The organism is Vibrio sp. Y58_MX_L22 (assembly GCF_024181865.1).
GTDB classification, from domain to species: domain Bacteria; phylum Pseudomonadota; class Gammaproteobacteria; order Enterobacterales; family Vibrionaceae; genus Vibrio; species Vibrio alginolyticus.
This window is the reverse complement of sequence record NZ_JAMZAN010000004.1, coordinates 281,372-304,694: the sequence shown is the minus strand read 5'-3', so window position 1 is coordinate 304,694 and position 23,323 is coordinate 281,372. Positions and strand designations below refer to the sequence as shown.

25 protein-coding genes and 2 pseudogenes are annotated in these 23,323 nt (G+C 43.3%); 7 read left to right on the top strand and 20 right to left on the bottom strand.

The window, feature by feature from the left end; genetic code table 11:
• Positions 1–152 precede the first annotated feature (152 nt).
• From NL626_RS11925 to NL626_RS11870, 9 genes and pseudogenes are all read right to left on the bottom strand, one after another.
• On the bottom strand, positions 153–563 hold the full coding sequence (locus NL626_RS11925; RefSeq protein WP_367618282.1) for a hydrolase: 411 nt from the start codon (positions 561–563) through the stop codon (positions 153–155).
• Positions 564–717: 154 nt separating this feature from the next.
• A complete protein-coding gene (locus NL626_RS11915; RefSeq protein WP_025796191.1) occupies positions 718–1,020 on the bottom strand; it encodes a type II toxin-antitoxin system RelE/ParE family toxin in 303 nt (100 codons plus the stop codon).
• Entirely contained in the window at positions 1,008–1,265 is a 258-nt protein-coding gene (locus NL626_RS11910; RefSeq protein ID WP_005448240.1) for a type II toxin-antitoxin system Phd/YefM family antitoxin, read from the bottom strand. Before NL626_RS11910 ends, NL626_RS11915 begins: the two co-directional genes overlap by 13 nt.
• A gap of 187 nt (positions 1,266–1,452) precedes the next feature.
• On the bottom strand, positions 1,453–1,863 hold the full coding sequence (locus NL626_RS11900) for a cytidine deaminase (RefSeq protein ID WP_025613414.1): 411 nt from the start codon (positions 1,861–1,863) through the stop codon (positions 1,453–1,455).
• 41 nt (positions 1,864–1,904) lie between these two features.
• Positions 1,905–2,028: pseudogene (locus NL626_RS11895) on the bottom strand (DUF3265 domain-containing protein).
• Complete coding sequence (locus NL626_RS11890; protein WP_031848073.1) at positions 2,012–2,365, bottom strand: VOC family protein; 354 nt, start codon at positions 2,363–2,365, stop codon at positions 2,012–2,014. Before NL626_RS11890 ends, NL626_RS11895 begins: the two are co-directional and overlap by 17 nt.
• A 138-nt stretch (positions 2,366–2,503) precedes the next feature.
• Positions 2,504–2,818 (bottom strand): DNA-binding transcriptional regulator, encoded by a 315-nt coding sequence (locus NL626_RS11885; RefSeq protein ID WP_140139434.1) that lies wholly within the window; start codon positions 2,816–2,818, stop codon positions 2,504–2,506.
• Entirely contained in the window at positions 2,805–3,137 is a 333-nt protein-coding gene (locus tag NL626_RS11880) for a type II toxin-antitoxin system RelE/ParE family toxin (protein WP_140139435.1), read from the bottom strand. The genes NL626_RS11885 and NL626_RS11880 overlap by 14 nt, the downstream gene beginning before the upstream one ends.
• 210 nt (positions 3,138–3,347) lie before the next feature.
• Positions 3,348–3,947 carry a glutathione S-transferase family protein gene (locus NL626_RS11870; RefSeq protein WP_054579718.1) on the bottom strand — a complete coding sequence of 200 codons (600 nt, stop codon included), beginning with the start codon at positions 3,945–3,947 and terminating at the stop codon, positions 3,348–3,350.
• A gap of 172 nt (positions 3,948–4,119) precedes the next feature.
• On the opposite strand from NL626_RS11870, the gene NL626_RS11865 reads away from it, so the two are divergent.
• Positions 4,120–4,287: a hypothetical protein gene (locus NL626_RS11865; protein WP_253657379.1), complete on the top strand. Its 168-nt coding sequence runs from the start codon at positions 4,120–4,122 to the stop codon at positions 4,285–4,287.
• A gap of 258 nt (positions 4,288–4,545) precedes the next feature.
• Here NL626_RS11865 and NL626_RS11860 read toward each other — a convergent pair whose 3' ends face one another.
• On the bottom strand, positions 4,546–5,193 hold the full coding sequence (locus NL626_RS11860) for a class I SAM-dependent methyltransferase (RefSeq protein ID WP_253657421.1): 648 nt from the start codon (positions 5,191–5,193) through the stop codon (positions 4,546–4,548).
• A gap of 134 nt (positions 5,194–5,327) precedes the next feature.
• On the opposite strand from NL626_RS11860, the gene NL626_RS11855 reads away from it, so the two are divergent.
• From NL626_RS11855 to NL626_RS11845, 3 genes and pseudogenes are all read left to right on the top strand, one after another.
• Complete coding sequence (locus tag NL626_RS11855; protein ID WP_253657378.1) at positions 5,328–5,915, top strand: site-specific integrase; 588 nt, start codon at positions 5,328–5,330, stop codon at positions 5,913–5,915.
• A 453-nt stretch (positions 5,916–6,368) separates the two neighbouring features.
• Positions 6,369–8,285 carry an ATP-binding protein gene (locus tag NL626_RS11850; protein ID WP_253657377.1) on the top strand — a complete coding sequence of 639 codons (1,917 nt, stop codon included), beginning with the start codon at positions 6,369–6,371 and terminating at the stop codon, positions 8,283–8,285.
• 236 nt (positions 8,286–8,521) lie between these two features.
• Positions 8,522–8,626: pseudogene (locus NL626_RS11845) on the top strand (integron integrase); the annotation flags it as partial.
• A gap of 43 nt (positions 8,627–8,669) precedes the next feature.
• Here NL626_RS11845 and NL626_RS11840 read toward each other — a convergent pair.
• The 8 genes from NL626_RS11840 to NL626_RS11805 form a co-directional block, all read right to left on the bottom strand.
• Positions 8,670–9,143, bottom strand: coding sequence for a DUF2947 domain-containing protein (locus NL626_RS11840; RefSeq protein WP_064354115.1), 474 nt, complete (start codon positions 9,141–9,143; stop codon positions 8,670–8,672).
• A gap of 13 nt (positions 9,144–9,156) precedes the next feature.
• Positions 9,157–9,744: an HD domain-containing protein gene (locus NL626_RS11835; RefSeq protein ID WP_005376917.1), complete on the bottom strand. Its 588-nt coding sequence runs from the start codon at positions 9,742–9,744 to the stop codon at positions 9,157–9,159.
• A 1-nt stretch (position 9,745) separates the two neighbouring features.
• Positions 9,746–10,330 carry a ribosomal protein S5-alanine N-acetyltransferase gene (gene rimJ / locus NL626_RS11830; protein ID WP_005376916.1) on the bottom strand — a complete coding sequence of 195 codons (585 nt, stop codon included), beginning with the start codon at positions 10,328–10,330 and terminating at the stop codon, positions 9,746–9,748.
• Positions 10,331–10,366: 36 nt separating this feature from the next.
• On the bottom strand, positions 10,367–11,911 hold the full coding sequence (tyrR, locus tag NL626_RS11825; RefSeq protein WP_005376914.1) for a transcriptional regulator TyrR: 1,545 nt from the start codon (positions 11,909–11,911) through the stop codon (positions 10,367–10,369).
• Between the two features lie 100 nt (positions 11,912–12,011).
• The gene (locus NL626_RS11820) at positions 12,012–13,052 is read right to left on the bottom strand and encodes a YcjF family protein (protein ID WP_064354116.1); all 1,041 of its coding nucleotides are present in this window, start codon (positions 13,050–13,052) and stop codon (positions 12,012–12,014) included.
• Complete coding sequence (locus tag NL626_RS11815) at positions 13,049–14,425, bottom strand: YcjX family protein (RefSeq protein ID WP_005376907.1); 1,377 nt, start codon at positions 14,423–14,425, stop codon at positions 13,049–13,051. Before NL626_RS11815 ends, NL626_RS11820 begins: the two co-directional genes overlap by 4 nt.
• 255 nt (positions 14,426–14,680) lie before the next feature.
• Positions 14,681–14,866 (bottom strand): hypothetical protein, encoded by a 186-nt coding sequence (locus NL626_RS11810; protein ID WP_005376906.1) that lies wholly within the window; start codon positions 14,864–14,866, stop codon positions 14,681–14,683.
• 174 nt (positions 14,867–15,040) lie between these two features.
• Positions 15,041–16,558, bottom strand: coding sequence for a fumarate hydratase (locus NL626_RS11805; RefSeq protein ID WP_253657376.1), 1,518 nt, complete (start codon positions 16,556–16,558; stop codon positions 15,041–15,043).
• Positions 16,559–16,828: 270 nt separating this feature from the next.
• Here NL626_RS11805 and pabB point away from each other — a divergent pair, with 270 nt between their 5' ends.
• Positions 16,829–18,193, top strand: a complete 1,365-nt coding sequence (pabB, locus tag NL626_RS11800) for an aminodeoxychorismate synthase component 1 (protein WP_054577019.1) — start codon at positions 16,829–16,831, stop codon at positions 18,191–18,193.
• 365 nt (positions 18,194–18,558) lie between these two features.
• Here the strand turns inward: pabB and NL626_RS11795 are convergent, their stop codons facing one another.
• Entirely contained in the window at positions 18,559–20,259 is a 1,701-nt protein-coding gene (locus NL626_RS11795) for an ATP-binding protein (protein WP_005376903.1), read from the bottom strand.
• Positions 20,260–20,266: 7 nt separating this feature from the next.
• On the bottom strand, positions 20,267–20,806 hold the full coding sequence (locus NL626_RS11790; protein WP_005388282.1) for a heme NO-binding domain-containing protein: 540 nt from the start codon (positions 20,804–20,806) through the stop codon (positions 20,267–20,269).
• A gap of 231 nt (positions 20,807–21,037) precedes the next feature.
• On the opposite strand from NL626_RS11790, the gene NL626_RS11785 reads away from it, so the two are divergent.
• Together NL626_RS11785 and NL626_RS11780 are read left to right on the top strand one after the other, a co-directional pair.
• The gene (locus NL626_RS11785; protein ID WP_005376901.1) at positions 21,038–21,637 is read left to right on the top strand and encodes a CoA pyrophosphatase; all 600 of its coding nucleotides are present in this window, start codon (positions 21,038–21,040) and stop codon (positions 21,635–21,637) included.
• Between the two features lie 345 nt (positions 21,638–21,982).
• Positions 21,983–23,236: an aromatic amino acid transport family protein gene (locus tag NL626_RS11780; protein ID WP_005376900.1), complete on the top strand. Its 1,254-nt coding sequence runs from the start codon at positions 21,983–21,985 to the stop codon at positions 23,234–23,236.
• The last annotated feature ends 87 nt before the right edge of the window (positions 23,237–23,323 follow it).

The window sequence follows — 23,323 nt, the reverse complement described above, 5'->3', positions numbered from 1 at the left end:
TTGCTTCCTCTGGGGAACTAACGCCCTGTTAAGGGGTGAGCAACGCAATACCGATGCCACCGCATACCACCTTAAACACTAAAAACAACGCATAGTAAAAATGCCACGCGTTGCGAATCCCTCTTGAACAGTTTGTTATGTGCGTGCTTACGTTATGCACCAAACTGTTTTATACGCTTAGCGCCAATAAAAAACTGATACTTACTTTGTTGAAGTAAGTCTAAATGGCGCTCAAACATGCGTACGCCATTGGATAAAGAAAGGTGATAGACGAGTCCATTACCGACATACACCCCAACATGTGCTCCGTATGAGTCAGTAGAGTCGTTGTACATCATGATATCTAGCGGCTTAAACTCAGTGACCACCTCACTAAACTCCGAGTCATCCCACAATTCACTAGAACAGTAGTTAGGTGGATTTAGACCGAAGTCTCTGAGCAGGTTATAAGCAAAGACCTGACAGTTAGCTCCAAGCGTTAAGTCTGAATCATCTTTGCAACCCGGAATGCGGGATGAAACGTATCTTACATTTTTGAATCTGTCGGGAATATCCATTTCCATTCTCTCCCAAAGCACATAACGCCCTGTTAAGGTGTGAGCAACGCAATACCGATGCCGCCGCATATCACCTTAACCACCATACGCAACGCATAGTAAAAGTGCCACTCGTTGCGAATCACTCTTAAACAGTTTGTTAGCCGCTCATTCCCAAAGGTTACTGCTTACTCAACAGGAACTTACGCAAATCTCTCTCTGCACGCATAACAAACAGAATAAACACCTTGTCACCGTCTTGTTTATAGAAAACACGACATGGATTAACGACAACTTCACGATAACTTAAATGTTCTAGCTCGGGTGGAATACGACCTGACTCTGGGAAAGTTTGTAGGCGTTCGACTTTGGAGAAGATCGTTTGTACTAACTGCTTTGCAGCTACGATATTTTCAAGTGCGATGTATTCAGCGATATCATTGAGATCAGATAACGCAGGTTCAGTCCAGATTACTTCAGCCATTTTGACATTTTGTCCTTGGCTTCATCATGACTTACCACTTTGCCGTCAGCTAGTGCACGCTCACCTCGTGCAATACCCTCAAGGATAGCTAAACGATTTTGCATAAATTCGTAGTCATCAACATCAACTAGATACGCAGATGGCTTACCATGCTCAGTAATTAACACTGGTTCTTTGGTGTCGTGGAGATCGGCGAGGATCTTAGTTGCTTGACGTTTGAGTGATGTAACTAGTTCTACTTTCATGAGAGCTGCTCCAAAGGAATACTAAAGTGATACTATTCTATCACTTTGAGTATAGCAAGCTCCATGACGGCTAACGCCCTGTTAAGGGGTGAGCAACGCAATACCGATGCCGCCGCATACGCCTTAAACACTAAACGCAACGCATAGTAAAAATGCCACGCGTTGCGAATCACTCTTAAACAGTTTGTTATAGCGCTTTGCCGTTTACAAGTGACCAATGATGAGGCATTAATTCTCGTATAGTCTTGAAAACCAATGCATTCTCTGGAGTCGTAATTGCTGCTTTGACATCCCCACCCCAATGGACGAGGCGCTCTTGGCAAACTCCGCATGGTGACAAGATTAGAAATTCATCGTTCTCGTTCTCACGACACAGGCATAATGAGTGGGTCACTCGCTCATTGAGTTTGTGAGCCTCTAAATACGCTCCCACCTCCATACATAGTGAAAGAGCATCGTTTTTAGTATCAGGAGCAATGCTTGTTAATATTTTTCCTGACTCTGTTCTAACAGCCGCAGCTCCACCCCAACCAGAAGGATATCGCATATTTACTAGTTCTATTGCTGCTTGATAGAGCTCTTTTTCGATATTATCCATGACCATCCATATTCAATTTTATCGTGCGCTATAACGCCTTGTTAAGGGGTGAGCAACGCAATACCGATGCCGCCGCATGCCACCTTAAACACTAAAACCAACGCATAGTAAAAATGCCACGCGTTGCGAATCCCTCTTGAACAATTTGTTATGTGGTTTTCCCACGTAGTCCTATTAAGTTTCCAAATGGATCCTCAACTTGGCACATTGAAAGACCATCTTCAATTTCCATTGGTCCGCGATAAAGGCGCGCACCTAGCTTTTGAAAATGAGCCAGTGCAACACATAAGTTATCTACTGACCAGTAAACAACTGTGCCACTTTTACCAGCACCAACCTTTTTATCTGCTTGGACTATTTCTAGGGAGAAACCATTTAGATCAAGCGCCGTGAAGTCAAAGTCAGGATGGTAAACCGGAACGGCTTCTGGAAAAGCTTTCTTATACCATTCAAGCCCTTTCGCTACATCTGGGACATGAACAAGAACCGCTGATGGATTCATAATTTCTCTCCAACCACATAACGCTGCGTTAAGGGGCAGCAACGCACTACCACCAAACTTCAATTTACCACCGTAAACACAAATGCCAAGATTTGAACCAAATTCGCCACGCGTTGACTGTCCCTCTTGAACGCCTTGTTATAGCTCAGCGATGTGCGACAGAGTTTCTGGATGACGCTGAACCAGTTTTAAAAGGGTTACAGCTTGCCCATTTGGTGCACTACGCCCTTGCTCCCAGTTCTCTAATGTGCGAGATGATGTATGTAACAGACGAGCAAATACACCGCGTGACATATTAAACTGTTCACGAATACTCACGATTTCATCAGGTGAGATATTTAACTCACTGATGTCATTAACTTGATGTGTTTTAAGGGTAAGCTTACCCTCTGAGTGCTCTTTAGCCTCGGTAAGAGCTGAACTTAATTCTGCAAATAGGTCACGATTGCTCATTACGCCACGCCTCCATAAAAGCTTTTAACTGTTTCTTTTGGTCTGCGGTTAAATCGGACATTTCATTCTTGCCATAAATTGTCAGCAAGTAGAAACGTCGCTTTTCATCGAGGAAGTAATAGATAACACGAGAGCCACCACGCTTGCCCTTACCTTTACTTGCAACTCGAATCTTTCGCAAACCACCTGTACCTTGAATTACGTCACCCTGTTTCGGGTTAGACATTAACTCAGCTTGGAAAAGTCTAAACTCTTCATCACTGAGGTATTCACTACGGTACTTTTCAAATATGGTTGATTCGACAAATACACTTTTCATATGCAAAGTATACGCAAGTAACGTATAGATAGCAAAACTATACGTGATTAACGTAGTTATTATCATTTTAGGGTGCAGATCTGTTCTGAGCTATAACGCCCAATTAAGGTGTGAGGCACGCAATACCAATGCCACCGCATACCGCCTTAATCACTAAAACCAACGCATGGTAAAAATGCCACGCGTGCCGAATCACTCTTAAATTGTTTGTTATGCTTGTGGTTCTGAAACCACGACACTGTCATTTGCCCTTATGTACATCAAATGCTTGTCGTAAAATCCGTTTCTCGCACAACCATGTTGCAACGCTTTTTTGTAGATTGAAGCCACAAATATATCGGCTACGCTAAAGTCGTTACCCACTGAAAATCCTGATTCACAACAGATCGATGTACTTAACTTCTCTAAGCAACGCATGATCCAGTCTCCACGGAGTTCGCGCTTTGACGTCTCATTTAACTCTGGACGCATAAACCTTAATACTGTTCTATTTTGGGGAGAGTGAATACTGGAGTTTACGTACTCACAAACTCTGCGGATGTGCGTTTTTTCATTGAGGCTTTTACCAAACAAGCTTGGATTAGGAAAGCGTTCTTCCAAATACTCAACAATTGCCATTGATTCAGAAAATACCGAACCATCGACAGAAAGAGATGGGACATAGCCAAAAGGATTTATATCTAGGTATGTTGTCGTTAGTTCGTCAGAGCTGACCTCAATTCTATCGTAACGTATACCCTTAAAATTGAGCACCCACTCCACCCTTTCAGAGCTATTCGAACCTTCTGCGCTATACAACGAAACTTCCATATATCCTCCCGAAAAGCATAACGCCCTGCTAAGTGGCTGCCAACCTGCCACTAAACTTAAACAAACCACCGTAAACACCAAACCTAACCCGAAGTAAAACCGCCGAGCGTTGGCAGTCCGTCTTGAGCAGTTTGTTAGGAATGCTTATTCCGAGCGCCTTTGCTGATTTGGAATGCAGTGGTTGACCTATAAAACACCAATGTTGAAAGCACCGCAACAAGCACCGAACTCAAATGACAAGCACTTCACTTTTTTGCGGTGGTTCGCTGAGCCAAAATACACCGAGCTTCAAACACCGAACCGCAGAGCCTTTTTAGGACAAGCGGTTTCTGATAACTAGACAAGGCCGTTCAAGCTCAAAAACGGTGAACCACTGAACTCGAAATTGAGCCACAAAACGGCGCTTTCACATGAAGATGTTCGAGCCACACTGGCGCGAAAGTAACTTCAACTGATGAACTAGAAGTGGCTGAGCGATGAACTAACAAGCCTGCAATCTTTAAAGCAACCTAACGCCGCATTAAGGTGTGAGCAGCGCTTGGCTATACTTGAGCGAAGCGAAAACGCCAAGCGTTGCGAATCACTCTTAAATGCTTTGTTATGTGCGCACTTTTTCACACCTGAAGAATATGAAGTTCGGATTATTCTTTAGGTGATTGTACGTAGATTCGGAAATATTTTTCGCCTTTTCGTCAATTTTACCTTCGCTGATTCTTGATATAACCAGACCCGAGTTCGTAATTGCTTGGCTAATTTCAGTTAACGAACGGCGATAGAATTGTACTTTCACTGGCGAACCAACCGTATTCCACTCCTCTTCGACCAACTCACGCTCGAAATAGTTACCTGACTTTGAGCACTCAAAATCAGCAAAAGGGTGATGCGTCGAAAAAACCATGTAGCCACCCGGTTTCAAGACACGATGAACCGACTCGAAAATTGGTGTCAGGTCTTTAATGTAATGTAGGACCAAAGGACAAATTATTACGTCTGCACTATTATCTACCTCAAGGGGTAGTCCTTCGGATAGATTCTGACAGTATGCATTAACCTTTGAACCAAACTGATTTTTAACTAGGTCTACCATCTCTTCTGAGATATCCGTACAAGTCAATCGGCTTACTGACTGTTCAAGCAACCATCGAGCATATTCACCAGGACCACAACCCATATCAATAACGCTTTTGCCTTGTAGATCTCCCAACAAAGCCATCATTGATGGACGCTCCAGTAAAGCATTGTAAATATTGTCTTTTACTACTTCAGCATACTTAACTGCATGTCGAGTTACTAAGTGGTGGCTCTGGTGAACCGGATCCACTAGAACTAGAAGAGTTCCACCAGCTAATCGAGTCAACGACAAACTTACAGCAGCGGAATATGTTCACCTTAGCCATTTACACGGGCATGCGGACTGGTGAGCTCTGTGCGTTAGCATGGGAAGACGTCGACCTTGAGAAAGGTACGATCGAGGTTACTCGCAACGTCACGATTGAACGAAAGTTCACAACGCCGAAGAATAAGAAGTCAGAGCGAACTATTCACTTACTTGAACCTGCTCTCCTTGCCCTTAAGTCTCAAAGAGAGCTAACTATGTTTAGCCCGGTTAGAGATATTTTAGTGGAAGTAAAAGGCTCAAACACGTTTCGCCAGGAAAGCGTTCGATTCGTGTTTATTCCTGAACGTCGTAATGGCCAAGAAACGAGTGAGACCTATAAGACGACAACATACAATCGACTATGGTCACGCGCACTTAAGAGAGCTAGCATCCGCCATCGCTGTTCATATCAATCTCGACATACCTACGCTTGTTGGTTGATCACCAAAGGGGCAAACCTGTCATTTATCGCGGAGCAGATGGGACACAAGAGCACAATGATGTTGGAACGTGTTTACGGCCGATTCATGAAGTCACACTCGCATGAGCAAGTCGAATACTTAAATGGGCTTATGGCTTCAAATAAATAAGGCCATTCGGATTATGATGTGCATTTCAATGTGCAGAACAGAATGGCCTCACTCCGTAATTCAGCTCGTTAGCTCAATCGAAAATTCCCACTCCTGTTACCACACAATTCTCATCTATTTTCCTATGTTAGGCCTATCGTAAAGCTACTAACAATGTATGGATATGCAGTCGTATTTAGATTTATATATATTTGGGGATGATTTAAAGACAATATCAGTGCGTACTAATTCTATCAGCAACAAATAAAACTCTATAGAATCAGTTGACTATAATGACTAAATTTTAGTTAATAGACATGGAAAACGCACATGCGCGTTTTTCCTGATGGTGTATTTTATAGAAAGCTGATAAGTTCTTTATATACAGATGGTTAACTGCTCGTTTTTTCACTGGTCTCACATGGATAAACGCGCATGCGCGCTAATATAACGTTCAGTTTTAAGGAGAGTTGAATGCAACTTAAACTTGAAGGTGCAAAGGAACATAAAGGTTTTCAATTACAAAACACAATCACTTTGGATGAAAGTATACTCGTTTTAACTGGCAAAAATGGTTCAGGGAAAACACGTTTATTAGAGAGTATGCAAAATGGGTCTACGGTGGTTGAACTAAACGACAACATAATTACCAATCAAAATATTACACTGGTTTCACAATCAAGTTTAACTCCCAATTTTGGACAAAATTATAATGACGCTCAGTTTCAAAGGAAGATAACAGCAACCTTGCAATTATTTGATCTAATCAAAAGTGAACTTGACCTCCCTTACGAACAACAAAAAAATCAGCATTACAACTTAGATAGAGAAGAAGGACTAACTTACGAGTCCCTTTTTAAACTCTGTCTATCAATAGCAAATAAAACGGGGAAGCAGGCTTCTGAGCTAACACATGAAGATATTATTCTTCATTTCGAAGAGCCTTCTCGAAACGTTCTCGGAGTCCAAAGTATATCTACTATTGTTAACCAGTATATAAAGAGGCGACATAAAAATGAGTTCAATGAGTGGAAGAATACGCAGAAAGGGGTCGATGTTCAATACTTCTCTGAACAAGACTTTTTAAACCAGTTTGGTGAAAAACCTTGGCTTATAATTAACAGAATTTTAAACGATACATTTGATGGTAAATTCCAATTTTGCACTCCAGATGAAGAATCTCAAAGCTATACATATCAAGCGCAGTTGCTTCAAGGTAAAGAGCAGACACCTGTAACAGTTGAACACTTATCATCAGGCGAGAAAACTCTATTATGGTTAGCACTTACATTATTTAACAGTCAATATTATGAATTTGATATAGCGCATACTCCAAAGGTTCTCCTAATAGATGAGCCTGATGCCTTTTTACATCCAAAGATGGTGCTAAAGATGTACCAATCTTTGAAATCTTTTAATTGTAATTTCGGTTCATTGGTTGTTATTAGTACTCATTCACCTACGACGGTTGCTTTAGCTCCAAGTGAAAACGTATATTTAGTCGAAAGTGACTTTATTAACTGTATCGAAAAAGATAGTGCTATCTCAGAGCTACTCGATGGAGTTACACAAATATCACTGAACCCTAAAAACCGTCGCCAAGTATTTGTAGAAAGCCAATATGATGTAGATGTATATCAATGTATATATTCAAAGTTAGCGCATAACTCTAGTTTAATTGACTCTAAGATTTCGCTAAGTTTTGTAAGTTCTGGACCAAAAATGCCTAAGCAGCAGATAACCGATAAGGTAAAGCAAGTATTAGGGGTAACGGATGAACCTAAAATAAGTGAATTTATAGAATCACTTAACGGTATTGGTAACTGCGTTCAGGTTGTAGGACAGGTTGAGGCTCTAGTTAGTAACGAAAATGGTTCAGTAAGAGGGATTATTGACTGGGATCTAAAGAATGCCCCTTCAAAAGGGGTCTCAGTCCTAGCACAAGGTTACGCCTATTCGATTGAAAACGTGACTCTAGATCCAATCTGTATTCTCTTGTTACTCCACATCGATAAAGCTAGCTGTTTCACTATGTCTGATATATGTGGTTCTGATGTCAATTGGAGTGAGTGGCTTGAAGATAAAACACTACTTCAAGAATCGGTTGACCGCTATATTCACAAGATTCTAGGAAGGAAAAGCAAAAAAGACTCAACCTTAAGTTATGTATCTGGAGTAGAGCTACTAACTGATTCAGAATACCTTAAGACCAATGGGCACGATTTGGAGAAATTGGTTAAAACTAAATATCCCGCTTTAAATGCGTACTGTAGGAATAGAAAAGATGGAGAGTTAAAAAGCTCCATTGTTAGTAAATCTATGGTCAATCTTACGAATGGTAAATTTATTCCAAGCGTATATGAGTATGTTCTAGCCGAAGTCCAAAAATAAAACTTAACAAGGCGTTGAAGTCAGACTTTAACTCAAAACATCCTAGTGTGAGTTACGATACAGCAGTTAGACAGTACTACGACCCAGTAGTGACTCACCAGCGGTGTGTGTAAGATAGAGCATGAGTTACTACAATTAATGCTCAAATCTTCACGCACACTTTAGTCCGCATAACCATAAATAATTCTAAATTGTCCCACCAGCGCCCCACTTCTGTTGGGGCGTGATACCTACCCGTAAAAACAATTAGTTACAGAGTGGGTGTATATACCACGCAAATCTATACTCACGTTATCGAGCGCGGGGCTGGCGGTGTGTTGAGTCCATTATCCAGCCTTTAGAAAAACAAAGCCACCTCGAAAGGTGGCTTTGCTTTATAACTCGTTATTGACGAACACCGAGTTTCACATTGCCTTTTGAATCAAACCAAAGTGCTTGTGAACGGCGACGTCCTATTAGTATCGGACCATCGTCATAAAAGAGAAAGTTCTTCCAGTGCTTTTTAAAAATAGACCATTTCGTTTCGATGACATTGTACTTCTCGTAGCAAAAGTAAACGGTCACATCGTCTTGCCAATCGATATGTGCCTCAACTTCCGCTAGCATGTCAGGATCATCCGACTCCCACGCAGCCATCCAATCCACAGTTTCAGACCAATTCGCCTCATTCATTGGCCAGTCTTGGGAACTAAGTCTATCCATATCAGGGCTTTGAGCACTGATATTTTCTTTCCAAAATTGTGCTGAACGGGCTTGGCTCATCGGCTTAATAAAAGCCAAATCTTCTTCTGGCACAGGCATCGACTGATGCGTAAAAATCCATTTTCTTTGGTATTCGTCCAAAGGCAAATAAGACATTCAGTCTCCTTTATTACGATTTCAGCCAACCTTTCTCTGTGGCTTCTTCAATCAACTCTTTCGCTTTGTCCCATAAGGTAACAGAGCCAAATTCAATTCGTTTATTAATGGTAAGTGCTTGTTCGCGTGAGACACCATGTTCCTTCCAACTCTGACCATTATTATGGTAGTTCAAGAGCATTGGAATTAATCGATCGAGTGCTTTTGCATACTTAGCATCATCGGTCTGCGCGGCTTCAAATTCATGCCAAAGCGCCAATAGCTCTTGCTCCTGATCGCTGGGTAACATACCAAACAAGCGCTCTGCAGCTCTAATTTCTTTTTCTGCTTGCTCTTGAGACGCAGCAGTATCATAAACAAAGGTATCGCCCGCGTCGATCTCTACTACGTCATGTATCAATAACATTTTCATCACTCGGCAAATATCAACAGGTGCATTCGCATGCTCTTCCATCAATATTGCCATCAGTGCGACATGCCAACTATGCTCACCACTATTTTCGAGGCGCCCTTCAGCACTTTTAACTCGAGTTCGGCGCAAAATGCTTTTGAGTTTATCGAGCTCGATTACAAGTGCTAACTGCTTTTCCAATCGTTCCATACTATCGCCCTTCTGGCTGCCAATTCGGATTAATAAGCGACGTTAGAACGTGGTCTTGCCACTCACCATTAATCAAAAGGTAATCTTTTGCATACCCTTCTCGGTTGAAACCTACATGCTCTAGCACAGCTTCACTGCGTTTATTGTGAGGCATGTAGCCAGCTTGAATACGATGCAGTTTCTGAACGTTAAACATGTAGTCGCAAGCCATGGTTAATCCACGACGCATATAACCATGCCCTTGCGCTTTTTCAGCGAGAGAATATCCGACGTTACAAGAATAAAAAGGAAAACGACTCAAACTACTAAAGGATATCGTACCTAGCATTTCACCCGAAGAGGCTCTGACTAAAAGGCAATAATACCCCAATCCCATTCGATGCAGCTCATTGAGCTTGATAAGCTTTTGCAACCAACCGTTCACTGAGAAAAAAGCCTCTTCACGTTTCGGTTCAAACGGTTTCAGGTATTCTCGGTTGGCTTGAAAATATTCGGCAATCATATCTGCGTCACCGATTTCAGCGGTACGAAGAAGCAAGTCACCGTCCAACTTATGAACGGCGATAGATGAGCTGTTATCTTCCATTACAAATGATTAATTCCGTCTTTTCGTTCAATTCGATTAATTCTTACGGATACCGTAATCACGCAGTTTATTAGCGATTGAGGTATGCGATACATTTAAGCGCTTAGCAAGCTTGCGGCTTGATGGGAATGACTGATACAAACGTTCCAGAACTTGAGATTCATAATCACGCATGATCTCATCCAATGAACCGTCGATGTTAAGCGTTGCACTACCAGCGCCGACTGACTGAGGCTGAGGTAAATTGAAGTGATCCGCGTTTAGTATACCACCATCCATTTCCGTGAGCGCTCGAAGAACCATGTTATCCAGCTGGCGCATGTTTCCTGGCCACTGATAATTTGCAAGGGCATCAACTAGACCATCATCAAACTCTGGCTTATCAATCCCAAGCTGTTGAGCATGTTTCGCCACAAACAACTCAAGCAATGGTGCAACGTCGTTTGAGCGCTTACGTAACGGAGGAATGCTGAGCGTAAGTACGTTGAGACGATAATACAAATCTTCACGGAACATTCCTGCTTCAGAAAGCTCGGCAAGGTTATGTTTTGTTGAAGCGATGATACGAACATCGACATGCATCTCATCTTCTGCACCGACACGACGGAAATTACCATCCTGTAGAAAACGTAACAGCTTGATTTGAAGGTGCGAACTCATTTCACCGATTTCATCAAGAAATACCGTCCCGCCATTTGCTTGCTCAAAGATGCCTTTGTGGCCTTGTTCATGATTAAATGAACCCGGCGCATGACCAAAAAGTTCGGTTTCTGCTACATCGTCAGGCATCGAAGCACAACTCAAAACTAGGAATGGTTTGCTCGCACGGCTAGAACGGCTGTGGCAAGCTTTAGCAAGCATTTCTTTACCGGTCCCCGTTTCGCCCTCAATCAACAATGGTTGGTCAAGCACAGACAGCTTCTTAGCTTGGTTCATTAGTGCTTTATGACGGTTCGATATACCAACAAAGTGCTCAAAACCCAGAGGATTATGCAGCGGTAGCGCTTCTTCAATTCTGGCAACTTGCTGACTAGAGCGAATCGTCATTAGAGTACTCGCTAGAGTCGAGTTTTGCGCTTCGTCTCGGATATAAACGGGCATCAACTCTAGAACATAGTCCAAGCCATCAATCACAAGGTTTTCCCGCGTTCGACCATTAACACCTTCAGACCAACGAGAGAAACGAACACTTGGTAACAAAGCACCGATTTGAGTACCAATCACTTCTTGCTTGTGAAGGCCAAGCAATGAAAGTGCAGACATGTTTGCCATGTCTACGGCACCTTTAAGATCAATGGCAAAAACCGGATCGGGCAAGTTATCAACTAACGAGAGCAGCTCCGTATTGTGGCGCTCCATCGGCATAAACTGGATTTTACGTACGTCTTTCACCCCCGGAATACGGCGGATTTCAGCCATCAGCTCACTAAACGTATCAAAATCAATATCCGGGCAATTCAAATAGATAATACCGCTAATATCGATTTCGATACCACGCAAGTCGATGCTTTTAGACGCTAAAATATCGAGCAGTTCTCGGGTCAAGCCGAGTCGATCTTCACATAAGACTTCAAGACGCACTTAAAATATCCCAATTCACAACTGTCAGGAAAAGTTGACAGTAGTTTCTATCATGCTTGGAATGGCGTCAAGCAATCCTATCCATCAAAGTTGATATTCGTTACGGTTTCATCGTAATTGATGCAACTTTCGCCGCCACTGCCTTGCGTATGGTGCCCAACTTAACCTGACGGTCAGGATACCAGGGTAGTGGACGCAATAAGGTCATCGCTTTCAAGCCCAAACGTGCCGTTAGAATACCAACACCTAGTCCCTGCCCCGCACGAGCAGAAACTTTGCCAGCAAGATCCATCGACATCAAATCCATACTGGCATCAATAGCGAGCTCACTGGCACCAGCCGCCGCCATATTGACAAATACCGCTCTTAGTAACTTGATGCGAGATGCATAACCTAGCTCTACCCCATATACCTTGGAGAGGTTGTCGATCATTTTGAAATTTCGCCAAGCCACCAGCAACATATCAGCGGCAGCCAGAGGGCTCACGGCGACTAGGGCCGCACACTCGGTTGCGTGCTGTGATACGATTTTCGTTGCCAACTTGTCTTGTTGGCTCACCACCATCGAGTCATACATATCAAGAATTTCAGCGTCACTATGAGCAGGGTTAATACTGTTCTGCCAACGATCAAAGCCCGGATTCTCTGCCATCACACCACTTTGTTCTGCTACGGTTTCGCAAAAGTCTTTCCCTTTCCCAACGCTCTCACTATTAACAAGTGCTTCTGCTTCTTCTTGAACACTAAAATGATTTCGTAGTTTTCGCAGTTTCCAAAGCTCTTTACCCATAGCTCCTAAACCAAGCGAAGCGATCGCAGCAATAAACCCCGTCCAGCTTAAGGCCAGCCAATCAGAAGCCTGAATTGCGGTTATAACCGAGTCCACCGCTTGCCAGCCAACCAAACCAGCAAAAGTTGCAAATGCGCCAGTCGCGAGCCATTTTCTGCCCGATTTTGGACGAATGACATGCTCGAGTTGCAATTCCTGTTCGGTCTCTTGGTGCGCTTCTTTAACTTCAACAGGTACAAATGTTTCTTTTTCGCCGAATGTTTGCTGCGCCGTCAACTCCGGTTGATTCGATTGCTGATCTTTTTCCATTACTTTTTCAGAGAAAACTTGTTTTTGCTTCAACTCACTCATTTCAATTTATCTCCAATCAGGTAATCCAGTGCTTTGTCTAAGCGTATGTGCTTCACTGGCTCATCATTCGGTGAGGGCATCGGACGAAACGACGTAAAATCAAACCCGTTGTTTTGCCAATAAGCTGCATTTGGTAGCTTTTTCGGCACCTCTCCGGGAAACATAGTCATCGGCTCACCACCCAATGTTGTTCCTTGTAACGCCGGGATGGTCTTATCTCCAGAGGAAATAAACCCCGTCGTGGTTGCTTGGATGGAAGCGATACTCATGCAGCTCATCTCAATATTCTCGTAGGCTGCCGTTTGCCATGCTGGATGCACCATTTGTTGGAGCAGAGACACCAAATTTGGGTGCTGATCGGGCGTGATATGATCCGCTTTTGTAGCAGCAAACAACACTTTGTCGATTTTTGGTGAGAACAAACGACGCAAAAAGCTACTACGACCATAGCGGAAGCTATGCATGATCTGTTCTAGCGCTTGGCGCATGTCGTAAAACGCTTCATCACCGGCATTGAGAGGCTGCAAACAATCCACCAGTACAATCTGGCGATCGAAGGTCGCAAAATGATGCTTATAAAACGCTTTCACTACTTTCTGTTGGTATTCCTGAAAACGGGCTTCTAGCATCGCTAAGTTACTGCCCTTGGGCGCTTTGCTTTCCGAATCAGCACGACACGGAAAAAACTGTAGCACCGGCGCGCCTGCTAGCTCACCAGGTAATACAAAGCGGCCAGGCTGAACCCAATGAAGGCCAGAGTCTTTACAAGAATGAAGGTACTCTGTGTATGTGTGTGCAACTTTCTCAAGTAGTTTCTCATTCACTTCTGCAAAGAGATCCACTTTCTCCAGTTCAGAAAGCCAAGCTTTGGCTAAATCGCCACGCTGGCCTTTAAGTGCATCAAACTGAGTTTGCGACCACGTTGCAAAGTCCATGTCCAATAAAGGCAGGTCGAGCAACCACTCTCCTGGATAGTCGATAATATCAACATTTAAAATTGCGGTTTTACTCAACAGCTTTTTCGTAGTTTTATTTGGTTTGTACTTGAGCGCTAAGCGAATCTCACTCACATCACGTGTCGGAACTGGCCACTGAGGTGGAGTGGCATGAATTTGGCTCATCGCCTCATCGTAAGCAAAGCGTGGCACCATCATATTCGATTGAGGCTCACGCTTCGCCCCAATAAGGCGCTTATCTCTAGCCGCAGTCAAAAGAGGCAAATTGTCATGGGTTGCAGTATGAAGAAGCTGATTCACTAATGACGTGATGAATGCCGTCTTACCGGCACGAGAAAGTCCGGTGACAGCAATTCGAACATTAGAGTCCATACCTCTGTTGATAAAGTCATTAACTTCTTTCTTTATTCTCTTCATTACGCTTCTTTATCTTACTCCACTTTAAAACAACGTTGTCAGCGACTTCGAATTTCGAGCTATGAATACTGTTCTATCCCGAATCCTATGAGTTTAACTTTATATACCTTAATAAAAGATGAACAAAACATCCGGCTTAATGCTGTGTTAAAAAAGAAAAGCCCCTGAGTGGTTCAGAGGCTTACTTAATCTACAGCATTAGTAACTCTATATGCGCGGATTACTATGTTAAACAGGAACCCGCTTTCTTTAAGCCTAGTCGTCTTCGATCAACTTATAGATAACAAATAGAGCGATTTCTAAAATCAACCACAACACACATGTGATGGTCACGTACTTTTCATCAAAGATGCTGATACCGTGAAGAATCAAGTCATAGCCAACAAAGCCACCTATCACTACAGCAAGAATAATTTGTAGAATCTGAATAAAACGAGGCATGCCGTCTCCTAATTATTGTTCGCATAACGTTTGATTGCTATGCCTAAAGGTTTATATCCTTAATTATATAGACAAAAAGTGCAGGTTTCGCTGCACTTTTGTCAATTGTTTGCTAGGTAAATCAGCACCTTGTCACATTCTCTCTACTAAGACGCAGCAAGATTGCCCTTTGCCTTATGCTTCCATCTCTTGAATTTTCACTTTCCAAGTGTCTGGACCAATTTGGTGCGCGTTAACACCATTTGAGTCGACAGCCACTGTTACTGGCATATCTTCAACTTCAAATTCGTAAATCGCTTCCATACCTAAATCTTCAAATGCGACAACGCGAGCTTTCTTGATCGCTTTCGCCACCAAGTACGCAGCGCCACCGACAGCCATTAGGTAAACCGCTTTGTGATTCTTGATAGATTCAACCGTTGCAGGGCCACGCTCAGCTTTACCGATCATGCCCATGATGCCTGTTTTTTCTAGCATCATATCGGTGAATTTATCCATACGCGTTGATGTTGTTGGGCCAGCAGGACCAACGACTTCATCACCAACTGCATCAACAGGGCCTACGTAGTAAATGAACTTACCGTTTAGATCTACGCCTTCAGGCAGACCTTCGCCATTATCTAGCATGCCTTGAATACGTTTATGCGCAGCATCACGACCAGTCAGAATTTTACCTGATAGAAGAACCGTTTCGCCTGTCTTCCACTCTTTTACTTCTTCTTTAGTAATTGTATCTAAGTTTACGCGACGCGTATTTTCGCCCGCTTCCCAAGTGATGTCTGGCCAATCTTCTAGTTTAGGTGGTGTTAGCTCTGCTGGGCCGCTACCATCAAGCGTGAAGTGCACGTGACGAGTCGCCGCACAGTTCGGTATCAAACAAACAGGCTTAGAAGCCGCGTGCGTTGGCGCAGTTTTGATTTTAACGTCGACAACAGTCGTCAAACCGCCAAGGCCTTGCGCGCCGATACCAAGTTTGTTCACGCGATTGAAGATATCCAAACGAAGCTCTTCTTCTGCGTTTTGTGGGCCACGGTCAATAAGCTCTTGAATATCGATGTGTTCCATTAGAGATTCTTTTGCCAATACCGCTGCTTTTTCAGCCGTACCGCCGATACCAATGCCAAGCATGCCAGGAGGACACCAGCCCGCCCCCATTGTTGGTAGCGTTTTTTCTACCCACTCAGCAATATCGTCAGATGGGTTTAGCATCACCATCTTAGTTTTGTTTTCGCTACCGCCGCCCTTCGCAGCGATCTGAATTTCAACTTTATCGCCCGGAACCATGTTGATATGTACGACGGCAGGCGTGTTGTCTTTGGTATTAATACGTTTACCAGCAGGGTCCATAAGTACTGACGCACGCAACGGGTTATCAGGGTTCGTGTACGCTTGTCGAACACCTTCATCTACCATCTGCTGAACCGTCATGTCGGTCGAATCCCATTGCACGCCCATACCGATGTTGACGAAACACGTCACAATACCAGTATCCTGACAAATTGGACGGTGACCTTCTGCGGACATTCGGGAGTTAATTAGGATCTGAGCAATCGCGTCTTTCGCGGCTTGACTCTCTTCGCGGTGATAGGCTTTTTCAAGAGCTTGAACAAAGTCTAGCGGGTGGTAGTAAGAAATATACTGTAGCGCATCAGCGACACTGCTGATCACATCCTGCTTGCGTATTACCGTCATTACATGCCTCGTTATAGTTATGCTTCCATTATTGGCTTGGCTTCAATCGTGTTTGTTGAGCTTATTGCTCTTTTGAGCTTCGTTTTTTATAAACAATTGTCGAACGGCTGATATCGACACACGAAATGCTGAAGTTGCCTACTTGTAAACCATCTCAAAACCCTATGAATAGAGGGAGTTTGGCTACACAGAGGAATATGATACTCTTGCTGCCCATGACATGCCATGCAGTGAACGATCTCTTTGTCACAAATTACACAAATGAACAACATGGACAATCAATTCATTGATTTTAAAGCGTTGGAATACGCACCAGAGTTTGCTCTTCACCTTTTTTCTCGCATTCAACACCTACCTTGGGCGATGTTGCTGCGTTCTGCATCAAAAACGCATATCGATAGCCGCTTCGATGTGTTGGTCGCCAACCCGATTGCAACGTTAGAAACCACTGCCGACAACACACAAGTTGAAACGCCATCGAATGCCTATTCAACTCAAGATGACCCATTCACGCTGCTTCATCAATTGCAAGAACAGTGGCTTCCTCACGTAGAGTTAAATAAAGAATTGGATTTGCCTTTTGTTGGTGGTGCGCTCGGTTACTTCAGTTACGATTTAGGTCGCCGCGTAGAAACGATGCCAGAAGTGGCAGAAAAAGATCTCAACACGCCGGATATGGCGGTAGGTCTGTATGAATGGGCCGTTGTTGTTGACCACAAGCTTAAAAAAGCATGCCTAGTTGGTCAGAATATCGAGCAAGCTTGGCAGTGGTTAAACGAGCAAAAAGCAGAACAAACCGTTGACTTCGCTTTGTCTGGTGCTTGGCAGTCAAACATGACGAAAGAGAGCTACGCTACTCGCTTTGACAAGGTGCAAGAATACTTGTTGAGCGGTGACTGTTATCAGATAAATTTGGCGCAGCGCTTTAACGCACCGTATCAAGGCAGCGAGTGGCAAGCGTATCTGAAATTGGAGTCCGCCAACCAAGCGCCATTCTCAGCGTTTATCCGTATGCCTGAGTCTTCGATTTTGAGTATCTCTCCAGAGCGCTTTTTAGAGCTCAAAGATCGCGTCATTGAAACAAAACCAATCAAAGGTACTCGCCCACGCAGCGAAGATCCAACGAAAGATAACGCTAATGCCCATGACTTGCAGACAGCGGAAAAAGATCAGGCAGAAAACCTGATGATTGTCGATTTGCTGCGTAATGATATTGGTCGAGTTGCATCACCGGGTAGCGTCCACGTGCCAAAGTTGTTCGATATTGAAAGCTTCCCTGCCGTGCATCATTTGGTGAGCACCATTCGTGCAAATTTGGATGAACAATACGCTCCTGCGGATTTGCTGCGAGCGTGTTTTCCAGGCGGTTCAATTACGGGAGCACCTAAAGTTCGCGCAATGCAGATTATTGAAGAACTGGAGCCGCATCGACGCAGCGCGTATTGCGGCAGTATTGGCTACATTTCACGCCATGGTCGTATGGACACCAGCATTACTATCCGAACTCTTGTAGCGGAACAAAACAAACTTTACGCTTGGGCTGGCGGCGGCGTCGTGGCAGATAGCGATTGCGCCTCTGAGTATCAAGAAACGTTGGACAAGCTTTCAAAGATTTTACCAGCGCTGCAATCGTAGATTTCAACCGCGGACAACGTCGCTTTAATGCTATTGACGAAAACAATCTAAAATGCCTCCAGAACGGATAATGCCGCTCGTTTAACAGCGAGTGGCATATTTCTGTATCTCATCACCCTGCACAGCGACGAAAGAGCGTGATACAGGTTCTTCTATTCGAGCACTTTGTGGTCAAATTTGTTTCATTACCCGCTCATCGTGCTGCTACTAGATTCTCAGTCTCGCCAAGGCTCGCTAGAATGACCCAAAAAACATCGTTAAATGATCGGCATTATCCAGTGTGGTGCGTTTTTTTGTGTGTTTTATTTGCATGTACTTTAGCTTTTAGCCGTTGGCCAACAAACATACTTTTTAAGAGGCAGCGTCTACTGCTCAAGCCACTTACACATAATCTGTTCGATATCGGTTGCGGTGTACGGCTTAGTGAGGATGTCGTCCATGCCTGAATCAATGCACTTTTGACGCTCTTCGATGGTAGTGCCAGCGGTTAATGCAATAATAGGATGAGTAAAGCCACGCTCTCTCAGATACATCGTCGCCTCATAACCATCCATTTCTGGCATTCGGCAGTCCATGAATATCAGTTCGTAGTCTTTACTTTTCACCGCTTCTAATGCTTCTTTGCCGTTGGCTTTTAAATCAGGTGTAATGTCGAGTTTTTTCAGCATTTGAGTAACAATGACTTGATTCATTCTGATGTCATCAACCACTAATATTGAGCGTCCTGCTAAATCGCTTCGCTCTATGGTGACCAATTCCCCCTCTGCTGTGCCTTGTGCTTGCCCTTCCTCAAGAGGAATAGCAACTTTAAAAGTTGTGCCTTTGCGCTCTTCACTCTCAAAGCTAATTTGACCTTGCATCAAATCCACGAGATTTTTACAAATCGCGAGACCTAAACCTGAGCCTTCAAAGCTGCGTTTCGCCGAGCGATCAACTTGGACAAATGGATCAAAGAGTGACGGCTGTGCTTTTATTGGGATGCCAATACCAGTGTCTTCAACCTCAAAATAAGCCGTGCCGTTAAGCCATTCCACCCGTAACACGACGCCACCCAAGTGAGTAAACTTAATCGCGTTTCCCACCAAGTTAACCAAAATTTGTGTAATGCGCTCTAAGTCACCGACTAAAAATTCCGGGATCCCCAGCTTTTTGTCGATAGAGAAATGGATGCGTTTTTCCGCAGCCTTAGCTGCAAATACACCCATGATGGCTTTTTCAAGTTCCTCCCAGGCAAAGACTTTATGTATGATTTCCATCATACCGGCATTCATCTTACTGAAATCAAGAAGATCATTAATGATAACTCTCAATAAGTCCCCTGATTGAGTCAGATTGCTCAAGTATTGACGCTGCTCTTCTTCTAATTGGGTTCGACTCAATAACTCCGCACTACCCAATACGCCATTGAGAGGAGTTCGCAGCTCATGGTTAATCATGGCGACAAACTCCTTCGTCGCTTTTTCTGATTCCTCAGCCCGCTTTCTCAGCTCGACCTCTCGCTCTAAACTTAAGTGTCGACCAATAACACCATGAACTAAGTCAGACACGAGCTCCATCTGTTTGGAAATAAAAGACTGATCGATTTGATCTTGCAACACAGAGAAAATCAACTCCCCAACCGTTTCCCCATCAATGATAACTGGCAAATGCAAATTCTCTCCCTGCCAATTAGGAGTGGTGAAAATCTCGTTGTTATGACGAAGCTGTAAGTGACCAAAGTGATGACGACGCAATGAGCTCAGCTTTGTAGCGTCAAGAAACAAGTAAGCCGCAGAAATGATCGAGTTAGAAGTGAGCTGCTCAATAAAGCTCGCTATCATTGCTTCATCGAACGTGCTCGATAAAAAAGTACGACCGAACTTAATCAACGTGGCATCAATTTGCTCTTCAAACTCAAACTTACGAAGATCCTTTTTAGATTTCAGCTCTAGCTTTTTCAATGCAACACTGAGTTGCTGGTTGGATTCATATAACTCTAAGCTTTTCTGTTCCAACAGCTGCTCAGCTGCTTTTCTTGATGCAACTTCTCGTTTGAGTTTCCTTTCTAATGAGGAACTTCCCGTCATATCGTTCTTATTGAGCCTCTAACCAAAAACGTACTTTGCTGCCATCTTCTGACTGGTTTTGATGTTTGATATGAACTACCTCACCAAAATGTGCAGCACAGCCTTTTATCAATCCTAAGCATACGTGAGACATACATCTTGCGCTGTGGTAGTCAAATACCAATTGGGATTGGTTTTCACTAATGAAATCAAATTGCGGAGGGTTAGCATCAGGATAGAGCTTTTTAACTTCTACATGAATAAAGTCTTCAACATGGCGAACAAATTGAAACGTCGTTTCACACTGTTGCAAACTGGCGTGACTAGGAATGGAGCGAAGTAAATTCAAAAAGACGCACTCTCCAAACACTTCTTGCAGTTGCTCGGGGGGAACACCAGATACTTTACTGAGATTCACGATCAACTTAACCAAGTCTTTGTGATCGTAACTACCAACAGCGGTGTAAACACCTTCATCGTTAGAAAGGTCGAGAACTTGGTCTAACACATCAAGACCGAATTTCTCTTCCACTAACTCCATGAACTCGGTGAAAATAATCCCTTTCATTGGCCAATACTTGCCCTATAGTGACGTCCTAAAATAAAGAATGGTGTATAACCTTATAAGTTTCAAATTAATATGTTCAAGCAGAGTGAGACACACAACACAAAGAGGGAAAGTGCTGGCGAGTGTTTTAATGCGAATGCTTTATTTGGTAACCAGTAACGATAACGCCATACGCTTTGCCGTCTTTGAGTATAATAGATAATGGTTAGGCACGATAAATAAGGACTCAGTTTGGTTATCGACAAAACTCATTTACTACAGAACTTTCAATTTCGGCTTCCAACGGGCTACCACAAAGAGTCCCTTGCACGACTGAAATGGATGAAAGAAAAGTCCCTGAGAGATGCGGCAGTCTTAATCGGTTTTGTGGAACGCGATGACGGGTTACAAGTCATTCTGACTAAGCGTGCAGCCCACTTACGCCATCATCCGGGACAAATCAGCTTTCCCGGTGGCAAATATGAGCAGGAAGATATTCAGCTCGTGAATACCGCTTTAAGAGAAACCAAAGAAGAAGTTGGGATAGAAGATGAGCATATTCATGTGTTTGGTCAACTGCCTACACTACCAACGATTAGTCAATTTAATGTGACACCTTTTTTGGCTTTTGTTTCTCCGGAATATAAAACGCATATTGACCCAAATGAAGTAGAGTCAGTTTTTGAGGTTCCTGCCAACCATATTCTGAACCCCAAAAAATTGTATAGCACCAAATTTGACCTAAAAAGAAGCAGTCATCGTGTATTTGCTATCCCATATAGACAGCATTTCATCTGGGGCATGACGGCACAAATTATCGAATCAATGCAAAAACATATTATTTCACATTAAACAGTTGTTGATATCGGTGCTTTTATAGGCGCGATCATTATGCGCATCAATATTAATAAAACGTTGCTTCATAAACATTCATTCACATTAGATTAATTTTCCATTTTCACCGCAAACGCTTGCGGTGAAATAAATTTATACAAACAGCCCTATTGATAAGTTTTTCTAATTTTACTCATTAGCAGAAATCACGAGTAGCACATCATTTTCGTGATAAAAAGCAGGTTTTTGACATATCATTCAATAAGCGTAAGCAATAAATGATTTAGATCTAATTTTCCTAGTGTAAAATCTTGCAAAATTACTCCCGACTTATTTCCTGTTCCCAAAATGAGTAACTAAAAAATGAATACAACTACTTCTGCGGTTTCTACCGCACAATCGTCTAGTAAGTTTTCTTACAAAGACTTTACCTGGTGTCTGTCCCTTTTTGGTACGGCAGTAGGTGCAGGTGTACTGTTCCTTCCTATTAAAGCAGGTGCAGGTGGCTTCTGGCCATTAGTAATCCTAGCCCTAATTGCAGCACCAATGACTTGGTTCGCACACAAATCTTTAGCTCGTTTCGTTCTTTCTGCGAAAAACCCTGAAGCGGACATCACCGACACAGTAGAAGAGCACTTTGGTAAGACTGGCGCAAACCTTATTACGTTCGCTTACTTCTTCGCTATCTACCCAATCGTACTTATCTACGGTGTTGGTATCACAAACACAGTTGACTCTTTCCTAGTTAACCAAATGGGCATGGAATCTATTCCTCGCTGGCTACTTTCTGGTGCACTTATTGCTGCAATGACAGCAGGCGTAGTATTCGGTAAAGAGCTTATGCTGAAAGCAACTTCAGCAATGGTTTACCCTCTCGTGTTCATCCTACTAGCACTGTCTGTATACCTAATTCCTGGTTGGAACACTTCAATGATGGAAGTGTCGCCTGACTGGGGTGCAATGCCAGCTATCGTTTGGCTAGCAATCCCTGTTATTGTGTTCTCTTTCAACCACAGCCCAATCATTTCTCAGTTCTCTAAAGAGCAACGTCGTGTATACGGTGATGACGCAGTTAAGAAAACTGACACTATCACTGGTGGCGCAGCAATGATGCTGATGGGCTTTGTTATGTTCTTCGTTTTCTCTGTTGTACTTTCTCTGTCTCCAGAGCAACTAGCAACAGCGCAAGAGCAAAACATCTCTGTTCTTTCTTACCTAGCAAACGTGCATGAATCTCCACTGATCTCTTACATGGGTCCATTGGTTGCTTTCGCAGCGATCACCTCTAGCTACTTTGGCCACTTCTTAGGTGCGCACGAAGGTCTAGTTGGTCTAGTGAAATCTCGTTCAAAATCACCAGTAAGCAAGATCGAGAAGATGTCTCTAATCTTCATTGTAATCACAACTTGGATCGTTGCTATCGTTAACCCAAGCATCCTAGGTATGATTGAAACAATGGGTGCACCGATGATTGCGGCAATCCTATTCTTGATGCCAATCTTCGCAATGCAAAAAGTTCCTGCGATGGCTAAGTACAAAACTTCAGCACCTGTGCAAATTTTCACAGCAATCTGTGGTCTTGCTGCAATTAGTTCTGTAATCTACGGCGCTCTTTAATCATCTCTGCCCGTTGCAGTATGATTAATCCAAAAATATAACGATAAAATTAAGCCTCCCAACTCCCCTTGGGAGGCTTTCTTCTGA

Coding starts and splice junctions, on each gene's coding strand:
- NL626_RS11840 (WP_064354115.1), bottom strand. CDS start 9,143: ATGTCTTATTTGCCTTTGGACGAATACCAAAGAAAATGGATTTTTACG.
- NL626_RS11885 (WP_140139434.1), bottom strand. CDS start 2,818: ATGAGCAATCGTGACCTATTTGCAGAATTAAGTTCAGCTCTTACCGAG.
- NL626_RS11795 (WP_005376903.1), bottom strand. CDS start 20,259: ATGACGGGAAGTTCCTCATTAGAAAGGAAACTCAAACGAGAAGTTGCA.
- rimJ (WP_005376916.1), bottom strand. CDS start 10,330: ATGGAAGATAACAGCTCATCTATCGCCGTTCATAAGTTGGACGGTGAC.
- NL626_RS11880 (WP_140139435.1), bottom strand. CDS start 3,137: ATGAAAAGTGTATTTGTCGAATCAACCATATTTGAAAAGTACCGTAGT.
- NL626_RS11855 (WP_253657378.1), top strand. CDS start 5,328: ATGTTCACCTTAGCCATTTACACGGGCATGCGGACTGGTGAGCTCTGT.
- NL626_RS11815 (WP_005376907.1), bottom strand. CDS start 14,425: ATGAAGAGAATAAAGAAAGAAGTTAATGACTTTATCAACAGAGGTATG.
- NL626_RS11835 (WP_005376917.1), bottom strand. CDS start 9,744: ATGGAACGATTGGAAAAGCAGTTAGCACTTGTAATCGAGCTCGATAAA.
- NL626_RS11865 (WP_253657379.1), top strand. CDS start 4,120: ATGCAGTGGTTGACCTATAAAACACCAATGTTGAAAGCACCGCAACAA.
- NL626_RS11870 (WP_054579718.1), bottom strand. CDS start 3,947: ATGGAAGTTTCGTTGTATAGCGCAGAAGGTTCGAATAGCTCTGAAAGG.
- NL626_RS11805 (WP_253657376.1), bottom strand. CDS start 16,558: ATGACGGTAATACGCAAGCAGGATGTGATCAGCAGTGTCGCTGATGCG.
- NL626_RS11900 (WP_025613414.1), bottom strand. CDS start 1,863: ATGGATAATATCGAAAAAGAGCTCTATCAAGCAGCAATAGAACTAGTA.
- NL626_RS11790 (WP_005388282.1), bottom strand. CDS start 20,806: ATGAAAGGGATTATTTTCACCGAGTTCATGGAGTTAGTGGAAGAGAAA.
- NL626_RS11910 (WP_005448240.1), bottom strand. CDS start 1,265: ATGAAAGTAGAACTAGTTACATCACTCAAACGTCAAGCAACTAAGATC.
- NL626_RS11820 (WP_064354116.1), bottom strand. CDS start 13,052: ATGAGTGAGTTGAAGCAAAAACAAGTTTTCTCTGAAAAAGTAATGGAA.
- NL626_RS11890 (WP_031848073.1), bottom strand. CDS start 2,365: ATGAATCCATCAGCGGTTCTTGTTCATGTCCCAGATGTAGCGAAAGGG.
- NL626_RS11780 (WP_005376900.1), top strand. CDS start 21,983: ATGAATACAACTACTTCTGCGGTTTCTACCGCACAATCGTCTAGTAAG.
- NL626_RS11915 (WP_025796191.1), bottom strand. CDS start 1,020: ATGGCTGAAGTAATCTGGACTGAACCTGCGTTATCTGATCTCAATGAT.
- NL626_RS11810 (WP_005376906.1), bottom strand. CDS start 14,866: ATGCCTCGTTTTATTCAGATTCTACAAATTATTCTTGCTGTAGTGATA.
- NL626_RS11925 (WP_367618282.1), bottom strand. CDS start 563: ATGGAAATGGATATTCCCGACAGATTCAAAAATGTAAGATACGTTTCA.
- NL626_RS11850 (WP_253657377.1), top strand. CDS start 6,369: ATGCAACTTAAACTTGAAGGTGCAAAGGAACATAAAGGTTTTCAATTA.
- pabB (WP_054577019.1), top strand. CDS start 16,829: ATGGACAATCAATTCATTGATTTTAAAGCGTTGGAATACGCACCAGAG.